At 52.3% G+C, this 20,115-nt stretch carries 19 protein-coding genes and 5 tRNA genes; 15 read left to right on the forward strand and 9 right to left on the reverse strand.

Features of this window, described 5'->3' with window-relative positions; translation table 11 throughout:
- The first annotated feature begins 22 nt into the window (after window positions 1–22).
- The 3 genes from glcE (at window position 23) to CEK60_RS15070 (ending at window position 2,859) form a co-directional block, all read left to right on the forward strand.
- A complete protein-coding gene (gene glcE / locus CEK60_RS15060) occupies window positions 23–1,123 on the forward strand; it encodes a glycolate oxidase subunit GlcE (RefSeq protein WP_089039727.1) in 1,101 nt (366 codons plus the stop codon).
- A 14-nt stretch (window positions 1,124–1,137) separates the two neighbouring features.
- Window positions 1,138–2,370, forward strand: coding sequence for a glycolate oxidase subunit GlcF (gene glcF / locus CEK60_RS15065; protein WP_089039728.1), 1,233 nt, complete (start codon window positions 1,138–1,140; stop codon window positions 2,368–2,370).
- Window positions 2,371–2,457: 87 nt separating this feature from the next.
- On the forward strand, window positions 2,458–2,859 hold the full coding sequence (locus CEK60_RS15070; RefSeq protein WP_089039729.1) for a GlcG/HbpS family heme-binding protein: 402 nt from the start codon (window positions 2,458–2,460) through the stop codon (window positions 2,857–2,859).
- A 147-nt stretch (window positions 2,860–3,006) separates the two neighbouring features.
- Here CEK60_RS15070 and CEK60_RS15075 read toward each other — a convergent pair.
- From CEK60_RS15075 to CEK60_RS15100, 6 genes are all read right to left on the reverse strand, one after another.
- Window positions 3,007–3,083, reverse strand: a tRNA-Asp gene (locus CEK60_RS15075).
- 78 nt (window positions 3,084–3,161) lie between these two features.
- Window positions 3,162–3,237, reverse strand: a tRNA-Val gene (locus tag CEK60_RS15080).
- A 51-nt stretch (window positions 3,238–3,288) separates the two neighbouring features.
- Window positions 3,289–3,365, reverse strand: a tRNA-Asp gene (locus CEK60_RS15085).
- Window positions 3,366–3,401: 36 nt separating this feature from the next.
- A tRNA-Asp gene (locus tag CEK60_RS15090) sits at window positions 3,402–3,478 on the reverse strand.
- A gap of 50 nt (window positions 3,479–3,528) precedes the next feature.
- Window positions 3,529–3,604: transfer RNA gene (locus tag CEK60_RS15095), tRNA-Val, on the reverse strand.
- 93 nt (window positions 3,605–3,697) lie between these two features.
- Window positions 3,698–4,447 (reverse strand): alpha/beta fold hydrolase, encoded by a 750-nt coding sequence (locus CEK60_RS15100; protein WP_089039730.1) that lies wholly within the window; start codon window positions 4,445–4,447, stop codon window positions 3,698–3,700.
- Between the two features lie 177 nt (window positions 4,448–4,624).
- Between CEK60_RS15100 and ccoN the strand changes: the two genes are divergently transcribed.
- The 11 genes from ccoN (at window position 4,625) to fnr (ending at window position 15,765) form a co-directional block, all read left to right on the forward strand.
- A complete protein-coding gene (gene ccoN / locus CEK60_RS15105; RefSeq protein WP_038477931.1) occupies window positions 4,625–6,049 on the forward strand; it encodes a cytochrome-c oxidase, cbb3-type subunit I in 1,425 nt (474 codons plus the stop codon).
- Window positions 6,050–6,068: 19 nt separating this feature from the next.
- Window positions 6,069–6,677, forward strand: a complete 609-nt coding sequence (ccoO, locus tag CEK60_RS15110) for a cytochrome-c oxidase, cbb3-type subunit II (protein WP_038477934.1) — start codon at window positions 6,069–6,071, stop codon at window positions 6,675–6,677.
- 3 nt (window positions 6,678–6,680) lie between these two features.
- A complete protein-coding gene (locus tag CEK60_RS15115) occupies window positions 6,681–6,902 on the forward strand; it encodes a cbb3-type cytochrome oxidase subunit 3 (RefSeq protein ID WP_089039731.1) in 222 nt (73 codons plus the stop codon).
- A complete protein-coding gene (ccoP, locus tag CEK60_RS15120) occupies window positions 6,899–7,828 on the forward strand; it encodes a cytochrome-c oxidase, cbb3-type subunit III (protein ID WP_089039732.1) in 930 nt (309 codons plus the stop codon). Before CEK60_RS15115 ends, ccoP begins: the two co-directional genes overlap by 4 nt.
- Before the next feature lie 217 nt (window positions 7,829–8,045).
- The gene (ccoG, locus tag CEK60_RS15125) at window positions 8,046–9,482 is read left to right on the forward strand and encodes a cytochrome c oxidase accessory protein CcoG (RefSeq protein ID WP_089039733.1); all 1,437 of its coding nucleotides are present in this window, start codon (window positions 8,046–8,048) and stop codon (window positions 9,480–9,482) included.
- 7 nt (window positions 9,483–9,489) lie between these two features.
- Window positions 9,490–10,014 carry a FixH family protein gene (locus CEK60_RS15130; protein ID WP_089039734.1) on the forward strand — a complete coding sequence of 175 codons (525 nt, stop codon included), beginning with the start codon at window positions 9,490–9,492 and terminating at the stop codon, window positions 10,012–10,014.
- Window positions 10,011–12,488 carry a heavy metal translocating P-type ATPase gene (locus tag CEK60_RS15135; protein WP_089039735.1) on the forward strand — a complete coding sequence of 826 codons (2,478 nt, stop codon included), beginning with the start codon at window positions 10,011–10,013 and terminating at the stop codon, window positions 12,486–12,488. The genes CEK60_RS15130 and CEK60_RS15135 overlap by 4 nt, the downstream gene beginning before the upstream one ends.
- On the forward strand, window positions 12,485–12,706 hold the full coding sequence (gene ccoS, locus CEK60_RS15140; RefSeq protein WP_089039736.1) for a cbb3-type cytochrome oxidase assembly protein CcoS: 222 nt from the start codon (window positions 12,485–12,487) through the stop codon (window positions 12,704–12,706). Before CEK60_RS15135 ends, ccoS begins: the two co-directional genes overlap by 4 nt.
- Complete coding sequence (locus CEK60_RS15145; RefSeq protein ID WP_089039737.1) at window positions 12,703–13,398, forward strand: sulfite exporter TauE/SafE family protein; 696 nt, start codon at window positions 12,703–12,705, stop codon at window positions 13,396–13,398. The genes ccoS and CEK60_RS15145 overlap by 4 nt, the downstream gene beginning before the upstream one ends.
- A gap of 128 nt (window positions 13,399–13,526) precedes the next feature.
- Complete coding sequence (gene hemN / locus CEK60_RS15150; protein ID WP_089039738.1) at window positions 13,527–14,954, forward strand: oxygen-independent coproporphyrinogen III oxidase; 1,428 nt, start codon at window positions 13,527–13,529, stop codon at window positions 14,952–14,954.
- A gap of 58 nt (window positions 14,955–15,012) precedes the next feature.
- Window positions 15,013–15,765 (forward strand): fumarate/nitrate reduction transcriptional regulator Fnr, encoded by a 753-nt coding sequence (gene fnr / locus CEK60_RS15155; RefSeq protein WP_089039739.1) that lies wholly within the window; start codon window positions 15,013–15,015, stop codon window positions 15,763–15,765.
- Here the strand turns inward: fnr and ttcA are convergent.
- From ttcA to CEK60_RS15170, 3 genes are all read right to left on the reverse strand, one after another.
- Window positions 15,752–16,717, reverse strand: coding sequence for a tRNA 2-thiocytidine(32) synthetase TtcA (ttcA, locus tag CEK60_RS15160; protein ID WP_089039740.1), 966 nt, complete (start codon window positions 16,715–16,717; stop codon window positions 15,752–15,754). The two genes, fnr and ttcA, sit on opposite strands and share 14 nt — an antisense overlap.
- Before the next feature lie 66 nt (window positions 16,718–16,783).
- The gene (locus CEK60_RS15165; protein ID WP_038486222.1) at window positions 16,784–17,434 is read right to left on the reverse strand and encodes a DNA polymerase III subunit epsilon; all 651 of its coding nucleotides are present in this window, start codon (window positions 17,432–17,434) and stop codon (window positions 16,784–16,786) included.
- Between the two features lie 5 nt (window positions 17,435–17,439).
- Entirely contained in the window at window positions 17,440–19,257 is a 1,818-nt protein-coding gene (locus CEK60_RS15170) for a putative nucleotidyltransferase substrate binding domain-containing protein (RefSeq protein WP_089039741.1), read from the reverse strand.
- Window positions 19,258–19,853: 596 nt separating this feature from the next.
- Here CEK60_RS15170 and CEK60_RS15175 point away from each other — a divergent pair.
- Window positions 19,854–20,114: a DUF4212 domain-containing protein gene (locus CEK60_RS15175; RefSeq protein ID WP_038477966.1), complete on the forward strand. Its 261-nt coding sequence runs from the start codon at window positions 19,854–19,856 to the stop codon at window positions 20,112–20,114.
- Window position 20,115 lies beyond the last annotated feature (1 nt).

Raw genomic sequence — 20,115 nt, forward strand, 5'->3', positions numbered from 1 at the left:
AGCATAATGATTAGGAATCACCATGACTGAACTAGCGATACATGCTGCCGATCAAGATATCGCTGACGACCTGTGCGAACAGGTGCGCAGCGCCTATGCCAACCGCACGCCACTGCGCATAGTTGGTGGCGATACCCGCGCTTTTTACGGCCGAGCGGTAGAAGGCAACGCCTTAAACATGTCGCCCCATAGCGGCATTATCTCTTATGACCCGGTAGAGCTTGTAATTACTGTTCGTGCCGGTACGCGGTTAAGCGCACTCAACGCAGCTCTAGCCGAAGAAAATCAAATGCTGGCCTTTGAACCACCCGCATTCAGCGATGCCAGCACCATTGGCGGTGCTGTTGCCACCGGCATGTCCGGCCCACGCCGCCCATGGGCTGGCGCAGCAAGAGACTTTGTCTTGGGCACACGCGTGATCACCCAAGAAGGCAAGTTGTTGCGTTTTGGCGGTGAAGTCATGAAAAACGTCGCCGGATACGACCTCTCACGCTTAATGGCAGGTGCTCAGGGGACGCTAGGCGTGCTAGCGGATATCTCGTTTAAAGTCCTGCCTATTCCTACTGCCACTCACAGCCTACGCCTAAGCATGAGTCTTGAAGATGCCTTGGGTAAGCTCGCCGAACTAGGGCGACAGCCGCTGCCCATTACCGCAGCCGGATGGCACGCAGGCGAGCTATTTATTCGTTTAGAAGGCGGCGCAAGTTCCGTTAATGCGACCAAGGAACGCCTGGGTGGCGAATCACTTTCCAGCGATTTCTGGCAGCAACTGCGCGACCATCAGCATCCTTTTTTCAGTCTGAATGAAGGGCAAGCACTGTGGCGCTTATCATTACCCCCCAATACGCCGCCGCTAGCCTTGGATATCCCTCAAAGCGATATCTTCTATGACTGGGGTGGCAGCCAGCGGTGGATAAAAACCAGCGCGGCAGCTGATACGTTGCGCACGGCTTGCCAGCAGGCAGGTGGTCATGCCACTTGCTTTACCCCCTACGCCCAAGGCGGAGCAGAGTCACCCTTCACTCCGCTCAACCCCGTGGTCGAAAAGTATCATCGCAACCTGAAGGCCGAGTTGGATGCCTACGGCATTTTCAACCCAGGCCGTCTTTATGCGGCGTTTTAATCAGGAGAGTAGACATGCAGACGCACTTTACCGATGCTGATCGCCAAAAACCGCATATTCAGGAGGCCGAGCGCATTCTGCGCACCTGCGTACACTGCGGCTTTTGTAATGCCACCTGCCCCACCTATCAACTGCTAGGCGACGAACGGGACGGACCACGCGGGCGCATCTATTTAATGAAAGAGCTGCTGGAAAGCCGCGATGATAATGATCAGGTCACCGAAGAGACACGCCTGCATTTAGACCGCTGCTTGACCTGTCGCAATTGTGAAACCACCTGCCCTTCAGGTGTGGAATATCACAAACTTTTGGATATCGGTCGTGCAGAAATTGACCGCCGGGTTCCTCGTTCCATGGCCGAACGCGCCCAACGCTATGCGCTGCGTAAGATGCTGGTAGACCCTAAGCGCTTCAAAGCACTTCTGTCCTTAGGGCAAACCTTCAAACCCCTGGTGCCTGGCAAGCTACGCAGTAAGATGCCACCGGCACCAGTCGACGCAGGCCAACGCCCGGATAGCCAACGTCATTCTCGCAAGGTGCTAATATTAGAAGGATGCGTTCAACCAGGTCTATCGCCGAACACCAATGCAGCGACTGCTCGACTGCTCGACCGGCTTGGGATTAGCGTGACGCCCATCAGCGAAGCAGGTTGTTGTGGGGCCATTGATTTTCACCTGAATGCCCAGGACGATGGTCGCGCTCGTATGCGTGCCAATATCGATGCTTGGTGGCCACAGATCGAACAAGGGGCTGAAGCCATTGTTCAAACGGCCAGCGGCTGCGGCGCTTTTGTCAAAGAGTATGGCGACATGCTCAAAGACGACCCAGCCTATGCCCAGAAAGCGCAAAAAGTCAGCGCACTGGCGAAAGATATTGTCGAAATACTGCGCGAAGAGCCAGTAGAGAAACTCGAGCTGAAAGAGCACCAACGTCTGGCGTTTCACTGCCCTTGCACACTGCAGCACGCCCAGAAGCTCAATGGTGCGGTTGAAGGCGTGCTCAGCAAGCTGGGGTTTTCGCTAACGCCGGTACAAGATGCGCATCTATGCTGTGGCTCAGCTGGCACCTACTCGGTTACCCAGCCAGCACTTGCCACACAGCTGCGCGATAATAAGCTCAATGCGCTGGAAGCTAGCAATCCAGAGGTTATCGTCACTGCCAATATTGGCTGCCAAACCCACCTTGCTAGTGCCAATCGCACCCCGGTACGCCACTGGGTGGAAGTGGTGGATGCAGCCCTGGTATAAACACTAATTCACTTTGCCGCGCTAACAAGCTTTGACAAGCAAACAATAGCGCGGCACTTTACTCCCCTTGATCAAAAGGAAAGTTTGATGCAAAGCAAAGCTGTTCTCGACCAAGCCGATGTCATTCAGGTACTAGATGCTGCTCAAAAAGAAGCCGATAACAACGGCTGGCCAGTCACCATTGCCGTAACGGATGATGGCGGGCATCTACTCGCTCTGCGCCGCTTAGACGGTGCTGCGCCCTTCAGTGCCGATGTGGCAACACATAAAGCGCGCAGTGCAGCACTAGGCCGCAAAGAGACCCAAGTATTTGAAGAAATGATTAACGGTGGGCGCACGGCATTTGTCTCTGCGCCGCTGCAAGGCCTACTGTCAGGTGGCGTTCCTATCATCGTAGACGGCAACGTCGTGGGTGCTGTCGGCATCTCAGGCGTAAAGCCTGACCAGGACGTACAGATCGCCAAAGCGGGGGTAAGCGCTATCGCCTGATACTACCGTGCAGCTTTATGGCTGCACGTTATGGCGCTAGAGAGTGAGTCTAGAGAGATAAATTATACGCAACAAAAAGCCCAGATCATTGATCTGGGCTTTTTTAGAATTCGTTCGACTAAAGCTTTTAGTCGATGAGTGCTTAAATGGCGGACCGGACGAGACTCGAACTCGCGACCTCCGGCGTGACAGGCCGGCATTCTAACCGACTGAACTACCGGTCCACTTTAAGGCACTTATTTCTAACCATAAAACTAGCTATTTAAAAGCGGTTCAGAGGCGCTTAAAAACATTCAGTTAAATGGTGGGTGGTACTGGGTTCGAACCAGTGACCCCCAGCTTGTAAGGCTGGTGCTCTCCCAACTGAGCTAACCACCCAGGGCATTTAAAGCAATAGTGCTTTAAATGGTACAACTTGATAAGTTATCGTGGCGGACCGGACGAGACTCGAACTCGCGACCTCCGGCGTGACAGGCCGGCATTCTAACCAACTGAACTACCGGTCCGAATAGCGATAACTTTTATGCGGTAATAACTGATGATGGCGGACCGGACGAGACTCGAACTCGCGACCTCCGGCGTGACAGGCCGGCATTCTAACCAACTGAACTACCGGTCCACTTAATGCATCAATTGCTACTGCTTCACGTTTCCAAACGACCAAATAAATGGTGGGTGGTACTGGGTTCGAACCAGTGACCCCCAGCTTGTAAGGCTGGTGCTCTCCCAACTGAGCTAACCACCCGCTGGTCACGTGGCGCTGCATTCTACAGGAACTTGGTGAGATGTCAACACGGCGCGTTCAAATTTTCGATTCAAACCAGCGTATTGCCACTCCTCACACATACCGTGCTTGGTGAGCGCGGACGAAGGATGCCGCAAGTATGGCCGCTTCGTCAATCAAAACTTGCTGATTTAATCCAGAAACACGTCTAGGTTTAAAATCATGATCGCCATCAGCAAGCCAAGCAACGTTAATATTATTAGGCAGGTTATAGCCTGAAACCTCATCTACATTGCCAAAGGGATCTCGTTCCCCCTGGAGAATCTGCACGGGGCAACGAATAGCGGGAAAATGTTCCAAACGGGTTTTGTCTGGTTTTCTGGGTGGATGAAATGGATAGCCTGCGACAATAACGCCAGGGCCATGCACGTCATTGGTGAGCATTTCACTGGCAAATAAAGTGGCAACACGCCCACCCATCGATTTACCGCCCACCCACAAGGGCTGATCGCTCAAAGGCGTCAATAGCGCGTACCATGAGGCAAAGTTAGCCACCGTTTGCTTGATGGGGGGTGGAGGACGGCGTTTACCCAGCTCGTTAATCTGCTGCATGTAGGGAAAATCAATTGCCAATACCTGCATGCCTTGCGCTGCTAACGTCGCGGCAAATTGCCGCATAAACACAGAGCAATGCCCCGCCCCAGCGCCATGAGCAAGTAGTATTCGGCCCACCTTGGGCGACCCCAAAACTGAAAGCGGGCCGTGCCCAATCACTATTAACCGCTGTACGCTGGGATTAGCTAACGCATCGTTTAAAGCGGCTGGGTGTATCTCGACGAAACCAGAACCAGCGTAATAAGACACGATTAACTCCTAATAATTCAGTGTTACTTCTATTGGCGTGTTCAGCTTAAGGCGCGGCTGCGATAGAATCTCTATCGGATCTTGACCTGCATCATCAAGCGGGTGGCCGCACCCGGGCAAAATGCTAATGCAAAATGCTACGGGTTACCCCCTAACCGCGTTCGATGGGAACATGAAATGAGCACAGCACTGGAACACCCGACCTACAACTACAAGGTAGTTCGGCAGTTCGCGATCATGACCGTTGTGTGGGGCATTGTAGGTATGACGCTTGGCGTTATCCTTGCCTCCCAGCTAGTTTGGCCGCAACTGAACCTTGGCTTACCTTGGACAAGCTTCGGGCGCCTTCGTCCGTTACACACTAACGCTGTTATCTTCGCCTTCGGTGGCTCAGCGCTATTTGCGACGTCTTACTATGTCGTACAGCGTACCTGTCAGACTCGCCTGTTCTCTGACAAGCTCGCAGCGTTCACCTTCTGGGGATGGCAAGCGGTTATTCTCTCGGCTGTCGTGTCATTGCCGCTAGGCTATACCACGACAAAAGAGTATGCAGAGCTCGAATGGCCGATCAATATTTTGATTGCGGTCGTTTGGATTAGCTACGCTATCGTTTTCTTAATGACGATTAAAAAGCGCACCACTTCCCATATTTACGTGGCGAACTGGTTCTTTGCAGCGTTTATTTTGACCGTCGCGGTGCTGCACATCGTTAATAATGCGGCCATTCCGGTCACCCCCATGTACTCCACTTCGATTTATGCGGGTGCGGTAGATGCGATGGTGCAGTGGTGGTATGGCCACAATGCGGTCGGCTTCTTCCTTACGGCAGGCTTCCTGGGCATGATGTACTACTTCGTGCCAAAGCAAGCCGAACGCCCGGTCTATTCCTACCGCCTCTCCATCGTCCATTTCTGGGCGTTGATTATGATTTATATGTGGGCAGGCCCTCACCACCTGCACTACACAGCGCTGCCTAACTGGGCACAGTCGCTGGGTATGATTATGTCTATCATCCTGCTGGCGCCTTCTTGGGGCGGTATGATCAACGGCATGATGACCCTGTCTGGCGCTTGGCATAAACTGCGCACCGATCCAACACTTCGCTTCCTGGTGGTGGCGTTGTCGTTCTACGGCATGTCGACGTTTGAAGGGCCAATGATGGCCATCAAGACCGTCAACGCGCTATCGCATTACACCGACTGGACCATTGGTCACGTGCATGCTGGTGCACTAGGTTGGGTAGCGATGATTACCATTGGCTCTATGTACCACCTGATCCCGCGGGTCTTCGGGCGTACCGAGATGTACTCCGTCAATCTGATTGCGGTGCATTTCTGGTTAGCCACCATTGGTACTGTGTTGTATATCGCCGCTATGTGGGTCAACGGCATCATGCAAGGCCTAATGTGGCGCGCGATTAATGCTGACGGCACGCTGATGTACACCTTTGTAGAGTCTGTCGAAGCCAGTGGCCCCGGCTACTTTGTGCGTATGATTGGCGGCCTCTTCTGGGTAACCGGCATGCTAATTATGGCATTCAACGTTTACATGACCGTAAAACGTCGCGAAACGATTAGCCATTCAGCGCCACAAGCCGCTTAAAACGGGGAAGTTGAGACCAATGAAACACGAGATTGTTGAAAAGAACGTTGGCCTGCTCGCCGTGTTGATCCTGGTTGCGATCAGCTTTGGCGGCCTGGCCGAGGTCGTACCGCTGTTCTTTCAAAAGCAAACAACCGAGCCAGTTGAGGGCCTCAAGCCGCTCACCGCACTGGAGCTGGAAGGACGCGACATATACCGCCGCGAGGGCTGCGTAGGCTGCCACTCCCAGATGGTTCGCCCCTTCAGGGCAGAAACCGAACGTTATGGCCACTATAACGTGGCAGGCGAACAGGTTTACGAACACAACTTCCTTTGGGGTTCCAAGCGCACCGGACCGGATCTTGCTCGCGTAGGTGGACGCTATAGTGATGATTGGCACCGCGCCCACCTCTATAACCCACGAGACGTGGTACCCGAGTCAGTCATGCCTGAATATCCTTGGCTGTTTGAAAACACCTTGGATGGCGAATCGACACCGGCAAAAATGCGCACCCTGCGTCAGTTAGGCGTGCCATATACCGATGAAGATATCGCCACTGCGACAGAAGACGTTCGCGGCACCCAGGAAATTACTGCACTGGTGGCCTACTTGCAGCAGTTAGGCACCGTGCTTGAGGGCACTCGTTAAGTTATGGATACGGGAACTTTCCGCGGCCTTATCACGCTGATATTGATTGTCGCTTTTATTGGCATCTGTTTATGGGCTTATTCCAAGCGACGCAAGCCAGACTTCGACGAAGCAGCTAACCTGCCTTTCGCCGATGACGATGATAAGCAACCAACCCGTGACAAGCATGCTTCGTCTGAGCACGAAGCGGATTCCCGCCACGACAGGGGAGATAAAAATACATGAATAATTTATGGGGTGACTCCCTATCCAGCTTCTGGAGCGCCTGGATCATTGTCGTCACACTGGGCACTATCGCTCTGAGCGTTTGGATCTTATTTTCCAACCGCCGTACCGATAAAGCACCTGATGCTGATGGCAATATCGAAACCACTGGCCACGCGGCTGATGGGATCGAAGAGTACGACAACGCACTACCCCAGTGGTGGTTCAAGCTGTTTATCCTCACCGTTATTTTTGCCCTGGGCTACTTAGTACTTTACCCAGGCCTAGGTAACTATGCAGGCATTTTGGGCTGGTCCCAAGAAGGCCAGTGGGAAGAAGAAGTTGCTGATGCCGAAGAGCGCTTCACACCGATTTTTGCTCAGTATCAGGAAATACCTATTCCTGAATTGGCAAAAGACGCTGAAGCAATGCGGGTAGCAGAGCGTGTTTTCCTGAACAACTGTGCGGTATGTCACGGCTCTAACGCCCAAGGTGGTTACGGCTTCCCGAACCTCACCGATGACGACTGGCTGTATGGCGGTGAGCCGGAAAACATCATGACGACACTGAATAATGGCCGTAATGGATTAATGCCTGCCTGGCAGCAGCTTGGCGAGAACAACATTGAGAACCTCACTCAGTACGTTCTCTCAATGTCTGGCGAAGAGCATGATGCAGACCGTGCAGCCAGTGGCGAAAGCACTTTCCTCGCAGCATGCGCGGCATGTCATACACCCAGTGGAACGGGAAATACCGCGCTTGGCGCACCTAACCTGACTGATGATGTATGGCTCTATTTGGCACCGGGACAAAGCGTTGCTGATTCTGTCCGCCAAACACTGCGCAATGGTCGTAACGGCCACATGCCAGCACAAGCAGCTTATATCGGTGAAGAGCGTGTTCATCTAGTTGCCGCTTATGTCTACAGCCTACGCTTCAACGACTAATCGCTTAGTTAGTAGCAACCGCTTGTAGGTAGTAGCACGAGGGTGCGGTTTCATACCGCACCCTTTCTTCATCCACCGCCCATCCAGACACCCTTGCTATCCGTTACACTACTATTTAGCGACACGGCATACAGTTGTGTTATCTAGCGTCGCAGGTTTAACGCCACGATATCCATGCTGCCGCCCATTCCCGCCTTAGTGAGCTGCGATCATCGCCATGGAAAAAATACCTAGCCAAGATATTACGCCGCCGCCCGTTGGGCACCATACCCCTGGGGAAAGTACAACTCAGAGCATGTATGCCAAGCGCCGACATATTTATGTGCGCGAAATTAAAGGGCTCTTCCAGAAAGTAAGGCGCAGCGCCAACTGGGCGCTTATGCTCGGCTTCTTCCTGCTTCCATGGCTGAACTGGGGCGACCGCCCTGCCATCTGGTTTGACCTTCCAGGCCGAGAGTTTCATATTTTTGCTGCCACATTTTATCCCCAAGAGTTCGTATTACTTTCGTGGCTGCTTATTATCTGCGCCTTTGGGCTATTTTTTATTACTGTTTTTGCTGGACGCGTTTGGTGCGGCTATACCTGCCCACAAAGCGTCTGGACATTCTTATTTATTTGGCTTGAGCACCGCATAGAGGGATCTAGAAACCACCGTATTAAGCTCGACAAGCAGCCAATGAATGCTGACAAAGCATGGCGGAAAGGAGCTAAACATTCCGCTTGGTTACTGATTTCTTTGGCTACTGGCATTACTTTTGTGGGTTACTTCACCCCCATCCGCACGCTAGTGACGGAACTGCCTACGCTAGAAGCCCATGGCTGGTCCTATTTTTGGGTTGGCTTCTTTTTAGTATTTACCTATTTAAATGCAGGCTGGCTGCGCGAGCAGGTGTGCATTTACATGTGTCCCTACGCGCGCTTCCAATCAGTCATGTTTGATCGCGACACACTGATCGTGTCGTACGACGAAGCACGCGGCGAGCCAAGAGGTCGGCGGAAGAAGTCACTTAGCCATACTCAGGCGAGAGAAGCTGGCTTTGGCGACTGTATAGACTGCGAGCTATGCGTTCAGGTTTGCCCAACAGGTATTGATATTCGTGATGGGCTCCAGTACGAATGCATTACCTGCGCAGCCTGTATTGATGCCTGTGACAGCGTCATGGACAAAATGGGCTACCCCAAAGGGCTTATTCGCTATACAACGGAAAATGCGCTAGAAGGCAAGAAAAGCCACATCTTACGGCCTCGACTGCTGGGCTACTTTGCCGCGCTGATTATTATGGTCGTTGCGTTTGCCTGGGCGGTTAACGACCGCATACCACTTAGTTTCGACGCCGAGCGTGAGCGCACGCAGCTGTATCAAATGACCCGAGAAGGGCAAATCAGCAATGTTTACAGTCTCACGGTACGCAACCTTGATAACGCGCCACACACTTACCAAATCAGTGTGTTAGGCCTACCCAGCTTAACGTTAGATAGCGCGTCGATTAGCGTGCCGGCAGGCGAGTCTCGCATTCAGGTCATCACTGTACTGGCGAACCCTCAAGACCTAAGCCAGCCCAGTCACCCCATTACTTTTGTGCTGCAAGCACAACAAGATGAGCAAATCCGTCAGGAGCGTGAAGCCCGCTTCTTAGGTAACGCCAGGAGATAAATGCGTTATGTCAGACCCTACGATTACGCCGTGGTACAAACAGTTCTGGCCATGGTTTTTGTTAGGCTTGCTGTTCTCCTCCATTATTGTCAGCACGACCTTTGCGGTTATGTCGATCAAAAGCTATGACGGTATGGTGGTACAAGAAGATTACTACGAGCACGGCAAAGCCATTAACATGGTATTCGCCAAGCAAGAGCAAGCGCGCACTTTAAATTTAAGTGCCGAGTTACGCATTGATCCGCTGACCAGCGATATTGTTGTTGATCTTGCTGGCGATGCTCGCCCAGACAAGCTCTATCTAGATCTTATTTTTCCCACCGAAGACGATCGTGACCAGTCGTTTGTACTAGAGCATGTGCGCGAAGGTCGCTACATCACTCAAGGACCTGACAATCTGCGCTATCGCTGGTATCTACAGCTGCAGCCAGAGCAAGGCGATGAATCAGCATGGCGCCTTATTGGAGAAGCACGCTTTCCTAACGAAAACACCATTGCACTACTACCTGGCGGGCGCTCGGAGAACGAATGACCACGACCGCCCTTAGCTGCTACCACTGCGGCAACCCGGTGCCCGAAGGGGCACCGTGGCGAATTAGCATTGACGACACATCCAAACCACTATGCTGCCCAGGTTGCGAAGCCGTCGCCCACGCCATCGTTGATGGCGGTTTGGAGAGCTATTATCGCTATCGCACAGAAATGCCAGAGCGCCCTGACGAGCGCCAAGCTGCCAAAGCAGAAACCTGGTCGGTATTTGATGACCCAGGGCTACAAGCGCAGTTTGTTCACCCAGAGGGTGACGAAGGACAAGTACGCGCCACACTCGCAATAGACGGTATCACCTGTGCAGCCTGCGCCTGGCTCATTGAACATCGTTTGAATGCACTTGATGGCGTTACTTCTAGCGCGGTTAACCTTACCCATCATCGCCTACGGGTGAGCTGGGACCCCACCGCCATCAACCTTTCACAGCTGTTCGCTGAACTAGCGGCCATTGGCTACGATGCGCAGCCCTATGAACCTGACCAAGCCCAAACACGCTTGCAACATGAAGAACGCATGAATGTGCGCCGTCTGATTGTCGCAGCCGTCGGGATGATGCAGGTCATGATGTTCTCCATTCCCATTTATGTATCGGGGCCTGGTGAGCTTAGCGAAGACTTTTATGCTCTGTTTCACTGGCTATCGTTTGCCCTAGCCACGCCCGTGGTATTTTTCTCAGCGCAACCTTTTTTCCGTAACGCATTGCGTGATCTGAAAACCGGCGTTCTTGGCATGGATGTGCCGGTCTCGCTAGCCATTGGCGGCGCCTATTTAGCGAGCAGCTATGCAGTGCTGTTTAACGTTGGCGATGTTTATTTCGACTCGGTCGCCATGTTTACCTTTTTCTTGCTATTTGGCCGTTATGTAGAAGGTAGGGCCAGGCGGCGCAGCGGCCACAGTGGCAATGCGCTGAGCGGCGTTTTGCCAGTGTCCGCTATTCGCCTTGAAGCTGATGGCAGTGAACGCATTCTGCCTGCCAGTGAACTTAAAGAAGGCGACCGCGTGCTCATCAAGCCCGGTCATGGCGTTCCCGCTGATGGCATTATCGAAGATGGCGAATCCAGCCTTGATGAGTCGATGCTGACCGGTGAGTATTTGCCAGTGACTCGACGGGTAGGCGAAAGCGTGGTGGGTGGCAGCCAAAACATGGAAAACCCGCTCACCATAAAGGTAACCCATGCTGGCAATAGCGCCAGAGTGGCCGGTATTGTCGACTTAACCGATCGCGCCTTTGCAAGTCGCCCACGACTTGCCCAGATGGCGGCGCGTATGGCGCACCTGTTTGTATTACGGCTGCTGATCGTTACCGCCTGTGTCACAGTAGCATGGTGGTTTATTGATCCATCTCGCATGCTATGGGTGCTACTCTCGGTATTAGTAGTCACTTGCCCTTGTGCACTGGCACTGGCCACCCCCACTGCGCTGACAGCAGGACATGGCCAGTTGCGCCAGCGAGGCGTACTCATTACACGTGCTGACGCGATCGAATCACTCTCCAACGTCACTCGGGTGATTTTTGATAAGACCGGTACGCTGACTCGCGGCGAAATGCAGCTGACCCAAACGCATCCTATTGACCAACAGCATCCCGCCCACAGCGATACGCCACTTAGTGCAGAGCATGCTCAAGCCATCGCAGCGGCGCTAGAAGCACACTCTGAACACCCCATTGCTAGGGCTTTTCGCCCATTTAGAGATGCCACTCTGCAGGCACGCAACCTCAAAAGTGTGACCGGAAGCGGGCTGGAAGGCACTTTGAACGGCGCAACATGGCGATTAGGTAAACCCGATTTTGCGACGACAACCGCACTGCCCCAGCCAGGCACCGGCCAGTGGCTTTTGCTCAGTGAAAACAACGCACCACGTGCTTGGTTCAAGCTGCACGATGGCATTCGCGAAGATGCGGCCCAAACCGTTGCCGCACTTCAAGCCCGTGGATTGGAAGTAGAGCTACTTTCTGGTGACACGCAAGAAGCGGTAGAAAGCTTGGCAGAACAGCTCAATATTACCACGTGGCACGCTGGCAAATCGCCTGAGGGCAAGCTGGCGCGATTGCGTGAGTTACAAGCCAGCGGTGAGCGTGTCGTAATGATCGGTGACGGTATCAATGATGTGCCGGTATTAGCTGGCGCTGACGTTGCCATTGCTATGAATGGCGCCACAGACCTTGCCCGTACCCGCGCCGACGCGATATTGCTCAGTCCACGCCTAATGCGTATTTTTGAGGCGATTGATATTTCCTGCGCCACACGCCGCATTATGCGCCAAAATATGATGTGGTCAGTTTGCTACAATTTTTCAGCACTGCCTTTAGCAGCAATGGGGTTAATTCCCCCCTGGCTCGCTGCGATTGGCATGTCGCTAAGCTCCCTGATTGTGGTAGGTAACGCGCTGCGTCTCACTCGCTGGCGTACCCCGCTTGCCCCTCAGATTGCCCTATCAACACCGGTGACGGCATGACGATTTTATACTTACTGATACCCCTTTCACTCACTCTTCTGGGCCTCGCAGTGTGGGCGTTTTTCTGGGCCGTGAAACACGACCAATTTGACGATTTGGAAGGCCCAGCCCACCGTATTCTATTCGACGATGATGAGAATGACCTGACTCCCGAGCAGCGTGCCGCGCGTAAAAAAAGCGGCTCTTCTTCTCAACATAACCAAGAGCCACCCGCATGAACCCGACGGGACTTGATTTACCGCCCCTGCTGGCCGCGTTTGTCTTTGGCTTAATGGGCGGCGCCCACTGTATCGGCATGTGTGGTGGCATTATGAGCGCGCTGACCTTTGCCGTACCGCCTAGCATGCGACACCCTGCCCGCATGGGTGGACTGCTGATTAGCTATAACGTGGGACGTATTCTCAGCTATATGGTGGCAGGTGCTATTGTTGCTGCACTTGGCACACTTATCTCACTTTCACCGTCTGCACGTATTGCGCTGCAGGCTTTCGCCGCATTGATGCTCATCTTAATGGCGCTTTATATCGCCAACTGGTGGAAAGGGCTGCTGAAAGTAGAAACGGTGGGAAAGCACCTTTGGCGTTATATAGAGCCAGTGGGAAGACGCCTGATGCCTGTCGTGCATCTTCCTCAAGCCTTCGCTCTAGGGACGCTGTGGGGCTGGCTGCCCTGTGGTCTGGTTTACTCCATGCTAGCCTGGAGCTTAGCGATTGCAGACCCACTCGATGGCGCGCTTCTAATGGGTGCTTTTGGCCTGGGTACACTCCCTGCCCTGCTGGCAACAGGACTTGCAGCACAGCAGTTAAGCCATTTAATTCGCCACCCTGCCACTCGCAGCGTCGCCGCACTGTCGATTATCAGTTTCGCCCTTTGGCAACTATGGACGCTTATCTCCCTAACAGCGCATTAGTCAGACCCTCCGATAGCTTGATATAGCTCAACGCATTCCAAGTGACACCAACGTAGCATGCCGAGAGAACACTGAGCGACGGCGCTCAGTCACTCCTTTTGTTTACTTCTCACTTCGGAGCGCTCGCCATGCCTGTTCATGCCACTGCTGCCTTCTCACCTACCAACAAGGAAGTGTCTGGGGCTAATGCCTGGGATGAAGCGCTACTGCGTCGCTATGACAAAAGTGGCCCACGTTACACATCCTACCCAACAGCTCTCGCGTTTCATGATCAGTTCAGCGCCGATGACTTTACTCAGGCGCTAGCGCGCAGTAACGAGAGCCACCGTCCGCTATCCCTGTATGTGCATGTGCCCTTTTGTCGAAAAATTTGCTTCTACTGTGCTTGCAATAAAATCGCAACGAAGAATACCGCCCTTGCAGAACCTTACCTTTCTCGGCTAGATCGGGAAATGGTGCTCACTGCCCGCCATTTAGACACTTCACGCCCGGTGCAACAGTTACACTGGGGCGGTGGTACGCCCACATTTCTAACCTTGGCACAGATGGGGGACCTGATTGACCGCCTAGATGCCCGTTTTGGTTTATCTAGCTCAGCCGATCGCGATTACGCTATTGAAATAGATCCTCGTGAAGCAGACGTATTTACGTTACGCCACCTACAGTCGCTCGGCTTTAATCGGCTAAGCCTTGGCGTACAGGATTTAAACCTGCAGGTACAAAAAGCTATCAACCGCGTACAACCCCGGGTGCTCACCGAAACGTTGATGGAAGAAGCACACCGTCTTGGCTTTCGCTCACTCAATCTTGATTTGATTTATGGGCTACCATTTCAAACCGAAAAAAGCTTTGCCGAGACGCTAAGTCAAGTCATCGAACTCAACCCGGCACGGCTGTCCGTCTTTAATTATGCGCACATGCCCACCCGCTTTGCGCCACAGCGACGCATTAACGAAACCGACCTCCCCAGCGCTGATGAAAAGCTGGCTATTCTGCATACCACCATAGAAATGCTGACTAACGCAGGCTATGTGCATATTGGCATGGATCACTTTGCACGACCTGACGATAGTCTAGCGATTGCACAGCGCAACGGCACACTACAACGCAATTTTCAGGGCTACTCTAGCCATGCACAGTGCGATTTAGTTGGCTTAGGCGTATCCGCTATATCACGGGTTGACGACGTTTACGCACAAAACCCGACCCAGCTTGGCCAATATGAAGCAGCCTTAGATCAAGGTAAGCTGGCAACCGTCAAAGGATTAAGGTTAAATAAGGACGACCTAATACGAAGAGACGTGATTGAACGGCTAATGTGCGACATGCACATTGATCTAGCGGCAGTTGGAAAGCGTTGGCACATCGATGCTAGTGATTATTTTTCCACCGCAATTGAGCAATTGAAGACAGCTGAGCAAGACGGCTTAATCACTCGCCATCGGCAAGTGATTAGCGCCACTCCCACTGGGCGGCTGCTGATTCGCCATTTGGCGATGGCCTTTGATGCTCGCCTAGCTGACCAGCCTACTAAACGCTACTCTAAGATTGTATAAGCTTCTTGAGACGTCTTGCCTCTGGGCCTATGATGGCTAACGAGAAAGGGAGAATGATATGCCACAACCCGCCAGCCAACGACGCTCACTGCTGCAAGAGGCGCGCTGTCAAACCTGTAGCCTAAGCTCGCTGTGTCTGCCGCTTGCCTTAGAGCTTGAGGATATGGGCCAGTTTGATGCCATCATTCGCCGCCGCGCACCGCTCAAAAAAGGCGAGCCCCTGTTTCGCCAGGGCGATCACTTCACCAGTGTGTATGCCGTCCGCTCAGGCAGCCTGAAACAGGTGACCAGCGAAGGGAACGGCAATGATCAGCTAACAAATTTCTACCTTCCCAGCGAACTAGTGGGATTGGACGGAATTGATGAAGAGCACTACCCCGGTAGCGTCATTGCACTGGAAACCACAACAGTATGTGAAATTCCATTTGATCGCTTGGACCTGCTTTCCGAAGAACTGCCCGAACTACGTGGCCAGCTTTATCGGAGCATGAGCAAAGAATTGCGGGATGACCGGCGCATGATGCGCTTGCTATCGCGCAAGACGGCCGATCAGCGACTAGCCAGCTTTTTAGTCACCCTATCAGACCGTTTTCGTCGACGTGGATACTCGCCTTATAGCTTCAGACTCTCCATGTCCCGCGCCGACATCGGCAATTACTTAGGCTTGGCGGTAGAAACGGTCAGCCGTATTCTTAGCCGCTTTCAACAGCAAGAGGTGGTGGCTGTTTCAGGGCGCGAGGTTAATATTTTAGATATGCGGCGCCTCATCACGCTAGCTGAAGAGGAAGAACAGTCGGCTAGTCCACGCTAAGCGCCTGAATACGCCCTTCCATCAACGCCGCTTGTTTGGCTTCAAGGCCAGCAAAGTCAAATAAACCGCGGTCTGCTAGCTGGGAAGGCGCTACATTGGTCACCGCTTTAAACATGCTTTCTAGGCGTCCTGGGTGTTTTTTATCCCACTCAGCCAACATATCTTTGACAACTTGACGCTGGAGATTGGGCTGAGAGCCACATAAGTTGCAGGGGATAATGGGGAATTCCATTAGTCGAGAAAACTCTGCAATATCAGCCTCTTTACAGTAGGCAAGAGGGCGAATAACAATATTCTTGCCATCGTCAGATAACAGCTTGGGAGGCATTGCTTTCAAAGTGCCACCAAAGAACATGTTAAGAAATAACGTTTCTAAAATATCTTCACGATGATGCCCTAGGGCAATTTTCGTTGCCCCAATTTCCTCGGCAAACCCATAGAGCGAGCCACGTCTTAGTCGTGAGCAGAGCGCGCAGGTCGTTTTTCCTTCCGGGGTTTTCTCTTTCACCACTGAGTAGGTGTCACGCTCTAGAATGTGGTATTCAACCCCCACTTTATCTAGGTACTGGGGCAACACATGCTCCGGAAAGCCTGGCTGTTTTTGATCCATATTGACGGCGACCAGAGAGAAATTAACCGGCGCGTTGCGCTGCAGGTTAAGCAGTATCTCCAGCATCGTATAGCTATCTTTGCCGCCAGACAGGCACACCATCACCTTGTCACCCTCACCAATCATTTGATAATCAATGATGGCGTTGCCAACCTCTCGCCGTAAGCGCTTTTGTAGCTTATTAAATTCACGCTTTTGTTTAGCGGCGTGATGCTCGGATGGTGTCTGTGCGCTATTAACAGCAGGGCTGTCAACAGAAACAGTATCAGGCGCTGCGGGGTCAAAATAGTCAGGTTGTAGCATGGTGTAGGCACTGCCGATGGTAGAAGAAGCAGCGGGCATTCTAACAAGACTCACCACGTCCACCCAAGATAAACCCGTGGATTCATCCCGTGAGAGTAGTACCGACTATCCCTGCTGGGCGATCTCGCGCTGCAAACGCAGATATAAAAGCGCGCTTGCGGTTGCATCCCCCAGCACTCCCATCCATTGAAGAGCGGGTATTTGCCAACGAGCGAGCGCTTCGGTTAGGCGGCCGCTCGTCTCACACTGTGGATGTAAGCGACGCAGTTGGCGATAGTGTAGCTTTCCAACATCGACCTGGGCATTGGGCAAACCAAATCCCAACCCGGCTTTAAACAAAAGATTTAGGTGTTCCACCGAGCGCCCTAACTGCCAACCAATTAGCGGCCGATTACCGATGAATTCCGCTAGCGCCCCAAGATGCTCAGCGTTAGGCGCCAGCACCGTATCCGTCGCATACAGCTGATGATGTCGCCGCAGCGCAGGGGCGTTGTTGTTCTGCTCTTCTGCCAGGGTAGCCACCCAGGCTCGGCTGGTCTGCACTCTCCCTGGGCTTAAGACAACAGCAGCGACGCTGACCACCGGCGCTTGGCCTGGGCTAACCTGGCAGGCAAGCGCCACCATTTCTTCCCCCATGTAAGGCTGAAACAGCCATGCGTAGGGGGAGTCTGCCCAGCGTCGACGGTCGCTTTCGCGCTGCATTAATGTACGCAGCGAGCCACTGAGCAGCGACATATGCCGGTCTAACAAGCGCATTCCGCTCACGAATACTCCAAATGATAACGATGGGAGAGCCGCTGCTTAAAATCTTTTACGATATGCAGCGCCTCACGCAACAGGTCACGCTCAAGGGACGAGAGTTCTTGCACCACCACACGGTTACTACGCTGCTGAGTCGACGCTTCCGCTGTCTGTAGCTGCTGTTTTAAACGTAGTTCGGTAAACAGTGCCAGCGCCTCGCCCAGGTCATCCGCAAAACGGCGATCAAGACGACCATCTTCTGCTAAAGCGTCCAGGCGATCTAAGGTGGAAGTAGCATTAATGCGTCGCTCGAGGGCCATTGTGCGCACCCCATGAACAATGGGGAAAATACCGCCTTTTTTAATATCGATCCCATGCTGGGGCTTTTTTAAGGAGCCAAATAGCGTTAGCGGTGTTGAGAAACGCAGTGCAGCGCGAGCAAAGTAGGACAGCAATAGCTCATCCCGTGAGCAGCGTTCAAACAGCTCTGCTCGCACGCTGTCTAGCAATTGCGGATTACCAGCCACACCATGGGCATCCAGCAAAATCGCCAGCTTCATTAGGCTATCGCCATCTCTTGCACTCACCCACTTAGCAATGTTGTTTTTCCATTGCGACACAGTGCCAACCCATTCAGGATTAGACACCATGATATTACCTGGGCAGGGTGGGTAGCCGAGCTGAATCAGCGTTTGGGTAAGCGCATTCATGTCTTCGGCAAGCGAAGGCCATTGGCTGTCATCGGCTAAAATCAAACCATTATCTTGATCTGTTTTAAGAATTTGTTCGCCGCGCCCTTCGCTACCCATCACCATTAGGCAACTTTGGGAGTGATACTGCTCAGGAATAACAAATGACCACGCTTTATTGATAATTCGGCCATTCAACGCGGCCAGTAGGTCCATGGCAAAACGTAGTTTGACCCCTTGCGCCATAAGCGCATTCACCAATTCTGGCGTGCGTTGGCTGGCAGCCGCCAATGCTTCTAAGCTATTCGCCTGCTCCACCTGCAGACTAACGACATAGCTACGGCTCGAAAAATAGCTAAGGACATCCGTTAGCTCCACCACCCCTTTCAGGGCGCCCTGTTCCATCACCACCACCCGCGTTACTTTATGCCGCGTCATCAGCACGAGCGCTTCAAATAAGTACTGATGGGGGGTAACGGTCACCAACGAGAAATGGGCCACATCCTCAACGGGCGCTGTATGCTCAAAGTTGTTCAGCACGACACCATTGAGCAAATCGGTTTTGGTGACAATGCCAAACTCACCCTGGGTTTTGACGAGCAAACTATCTGCATGACTATCGTTGAGCTGACGCACCGCGCTGGCAATATCTGTCGATGCATCCATGATAAGAGGTTCACGCATACATTCGCTGACTTTAGCCAACATAAAACCGGCCATGGTCACGCCGCCTTCGGCACGCTTTTCAGTCATTAACCGCGCTTTGTGAGATAGCGACTGTTTGAAGAAATTTTCGAAGTCAGGATGATGACGGCATAGTTTTATAAATAGCGCCTTCGGCATCACATAGCACAAGCATTCTTGCTCAGCCTGGAAGCGATAACGGCTTTTACCGTTCAGAATACTAATGGCACCAAACAGATCACCAGCCGTGTAGTGCCCAATCCGTGCACTGGACGCTGGCAGGGTAGGGTCCAGTTCAGCAACTTCGCCCTTGTGAATCAAAAATACCGATTCACCCGCTTGCCCCATCTCGATAATAATTTCATCACGATCAAAATAGGCGATGTCCATACCACGACGAACGTGGTCACGCCCTTCATCATCAATTAATGTGAAGGGCAATTGGGAAAGATCAACGTCAATCATGAGTGACCCCAGTTAATCGCGATGAAGAACACAATGGCTTAAGGTTTGATTGCTTTTTAACCAGCGCCTTTATTATACCTTTTGCTATACCGCTAACGTCGCAAAGACGTTTGTTTAGCGACCAAAGTAGCGACACGAACTAGCAAACTTGGCCACTTAATATACCACCTATTAAAAGTAGCAAACATTGCTTTTAAGCGACCCATAGACCATCGTCCTATCACCCAGACAGAAAAGCTAAAAAAAACTTTAAAAACAGGTATTTATTTTCAAAAACAAACATCAAAATACGTACTGAAAGCTTATTGATACCAAAGTCTGGGATTTATTTTTTGCAATTATTGCCCACTATTAACAACGGGCTATACAGGATGTTCACGTGACACTTGTTAAACATTTATCAAGGCACTGAAGAAAACCTTGCCAAACCATTAACCAGCAGAGCAACTTAACCAACAAGGTGATATGCGTCTAATCGCACTAAATCATCGCAGACAACTAAAAGAGCGGTTTTCTATGAAGGATTGCCCTAATGGATCACACGCTATCCTGAGTTAACTTTCCAACCCTAAAAATCACAACTGGAGAGCACCACAATGGCAGATGACAAATCCAACGCTGCTGAATACTGGAAAGCCAACGTCCGATTAATCTTTGGATGCTTGGCCGTTTGGGCGTTCGTTTCTTATGGATGTGCCATCCTCTTTCGTCCGCTGTTAGCGGGCATTCCCGTTGGTGGGACTGACTTGGGCTTTTGGTTCGCTCAACAGGGCTCCATCCTCACCTTCATCGTACTGATCTTCTTCTATGCCTGGAGAATGAACAAACTCGATGCAAAATTCGGCCTTGGGGAGTAAG

Origin of the sequence: Halomonas sp. N3-2A, from assembly GCF_002216165.1 — a bacterium.
In the GTDB taxonomy this organism is placed as follows: domain Bacteria; phylum Pseudomonadota; class Gammaproteobacteria; order Pseudomonadales; family Halomonadaceae; genus Vreelandella.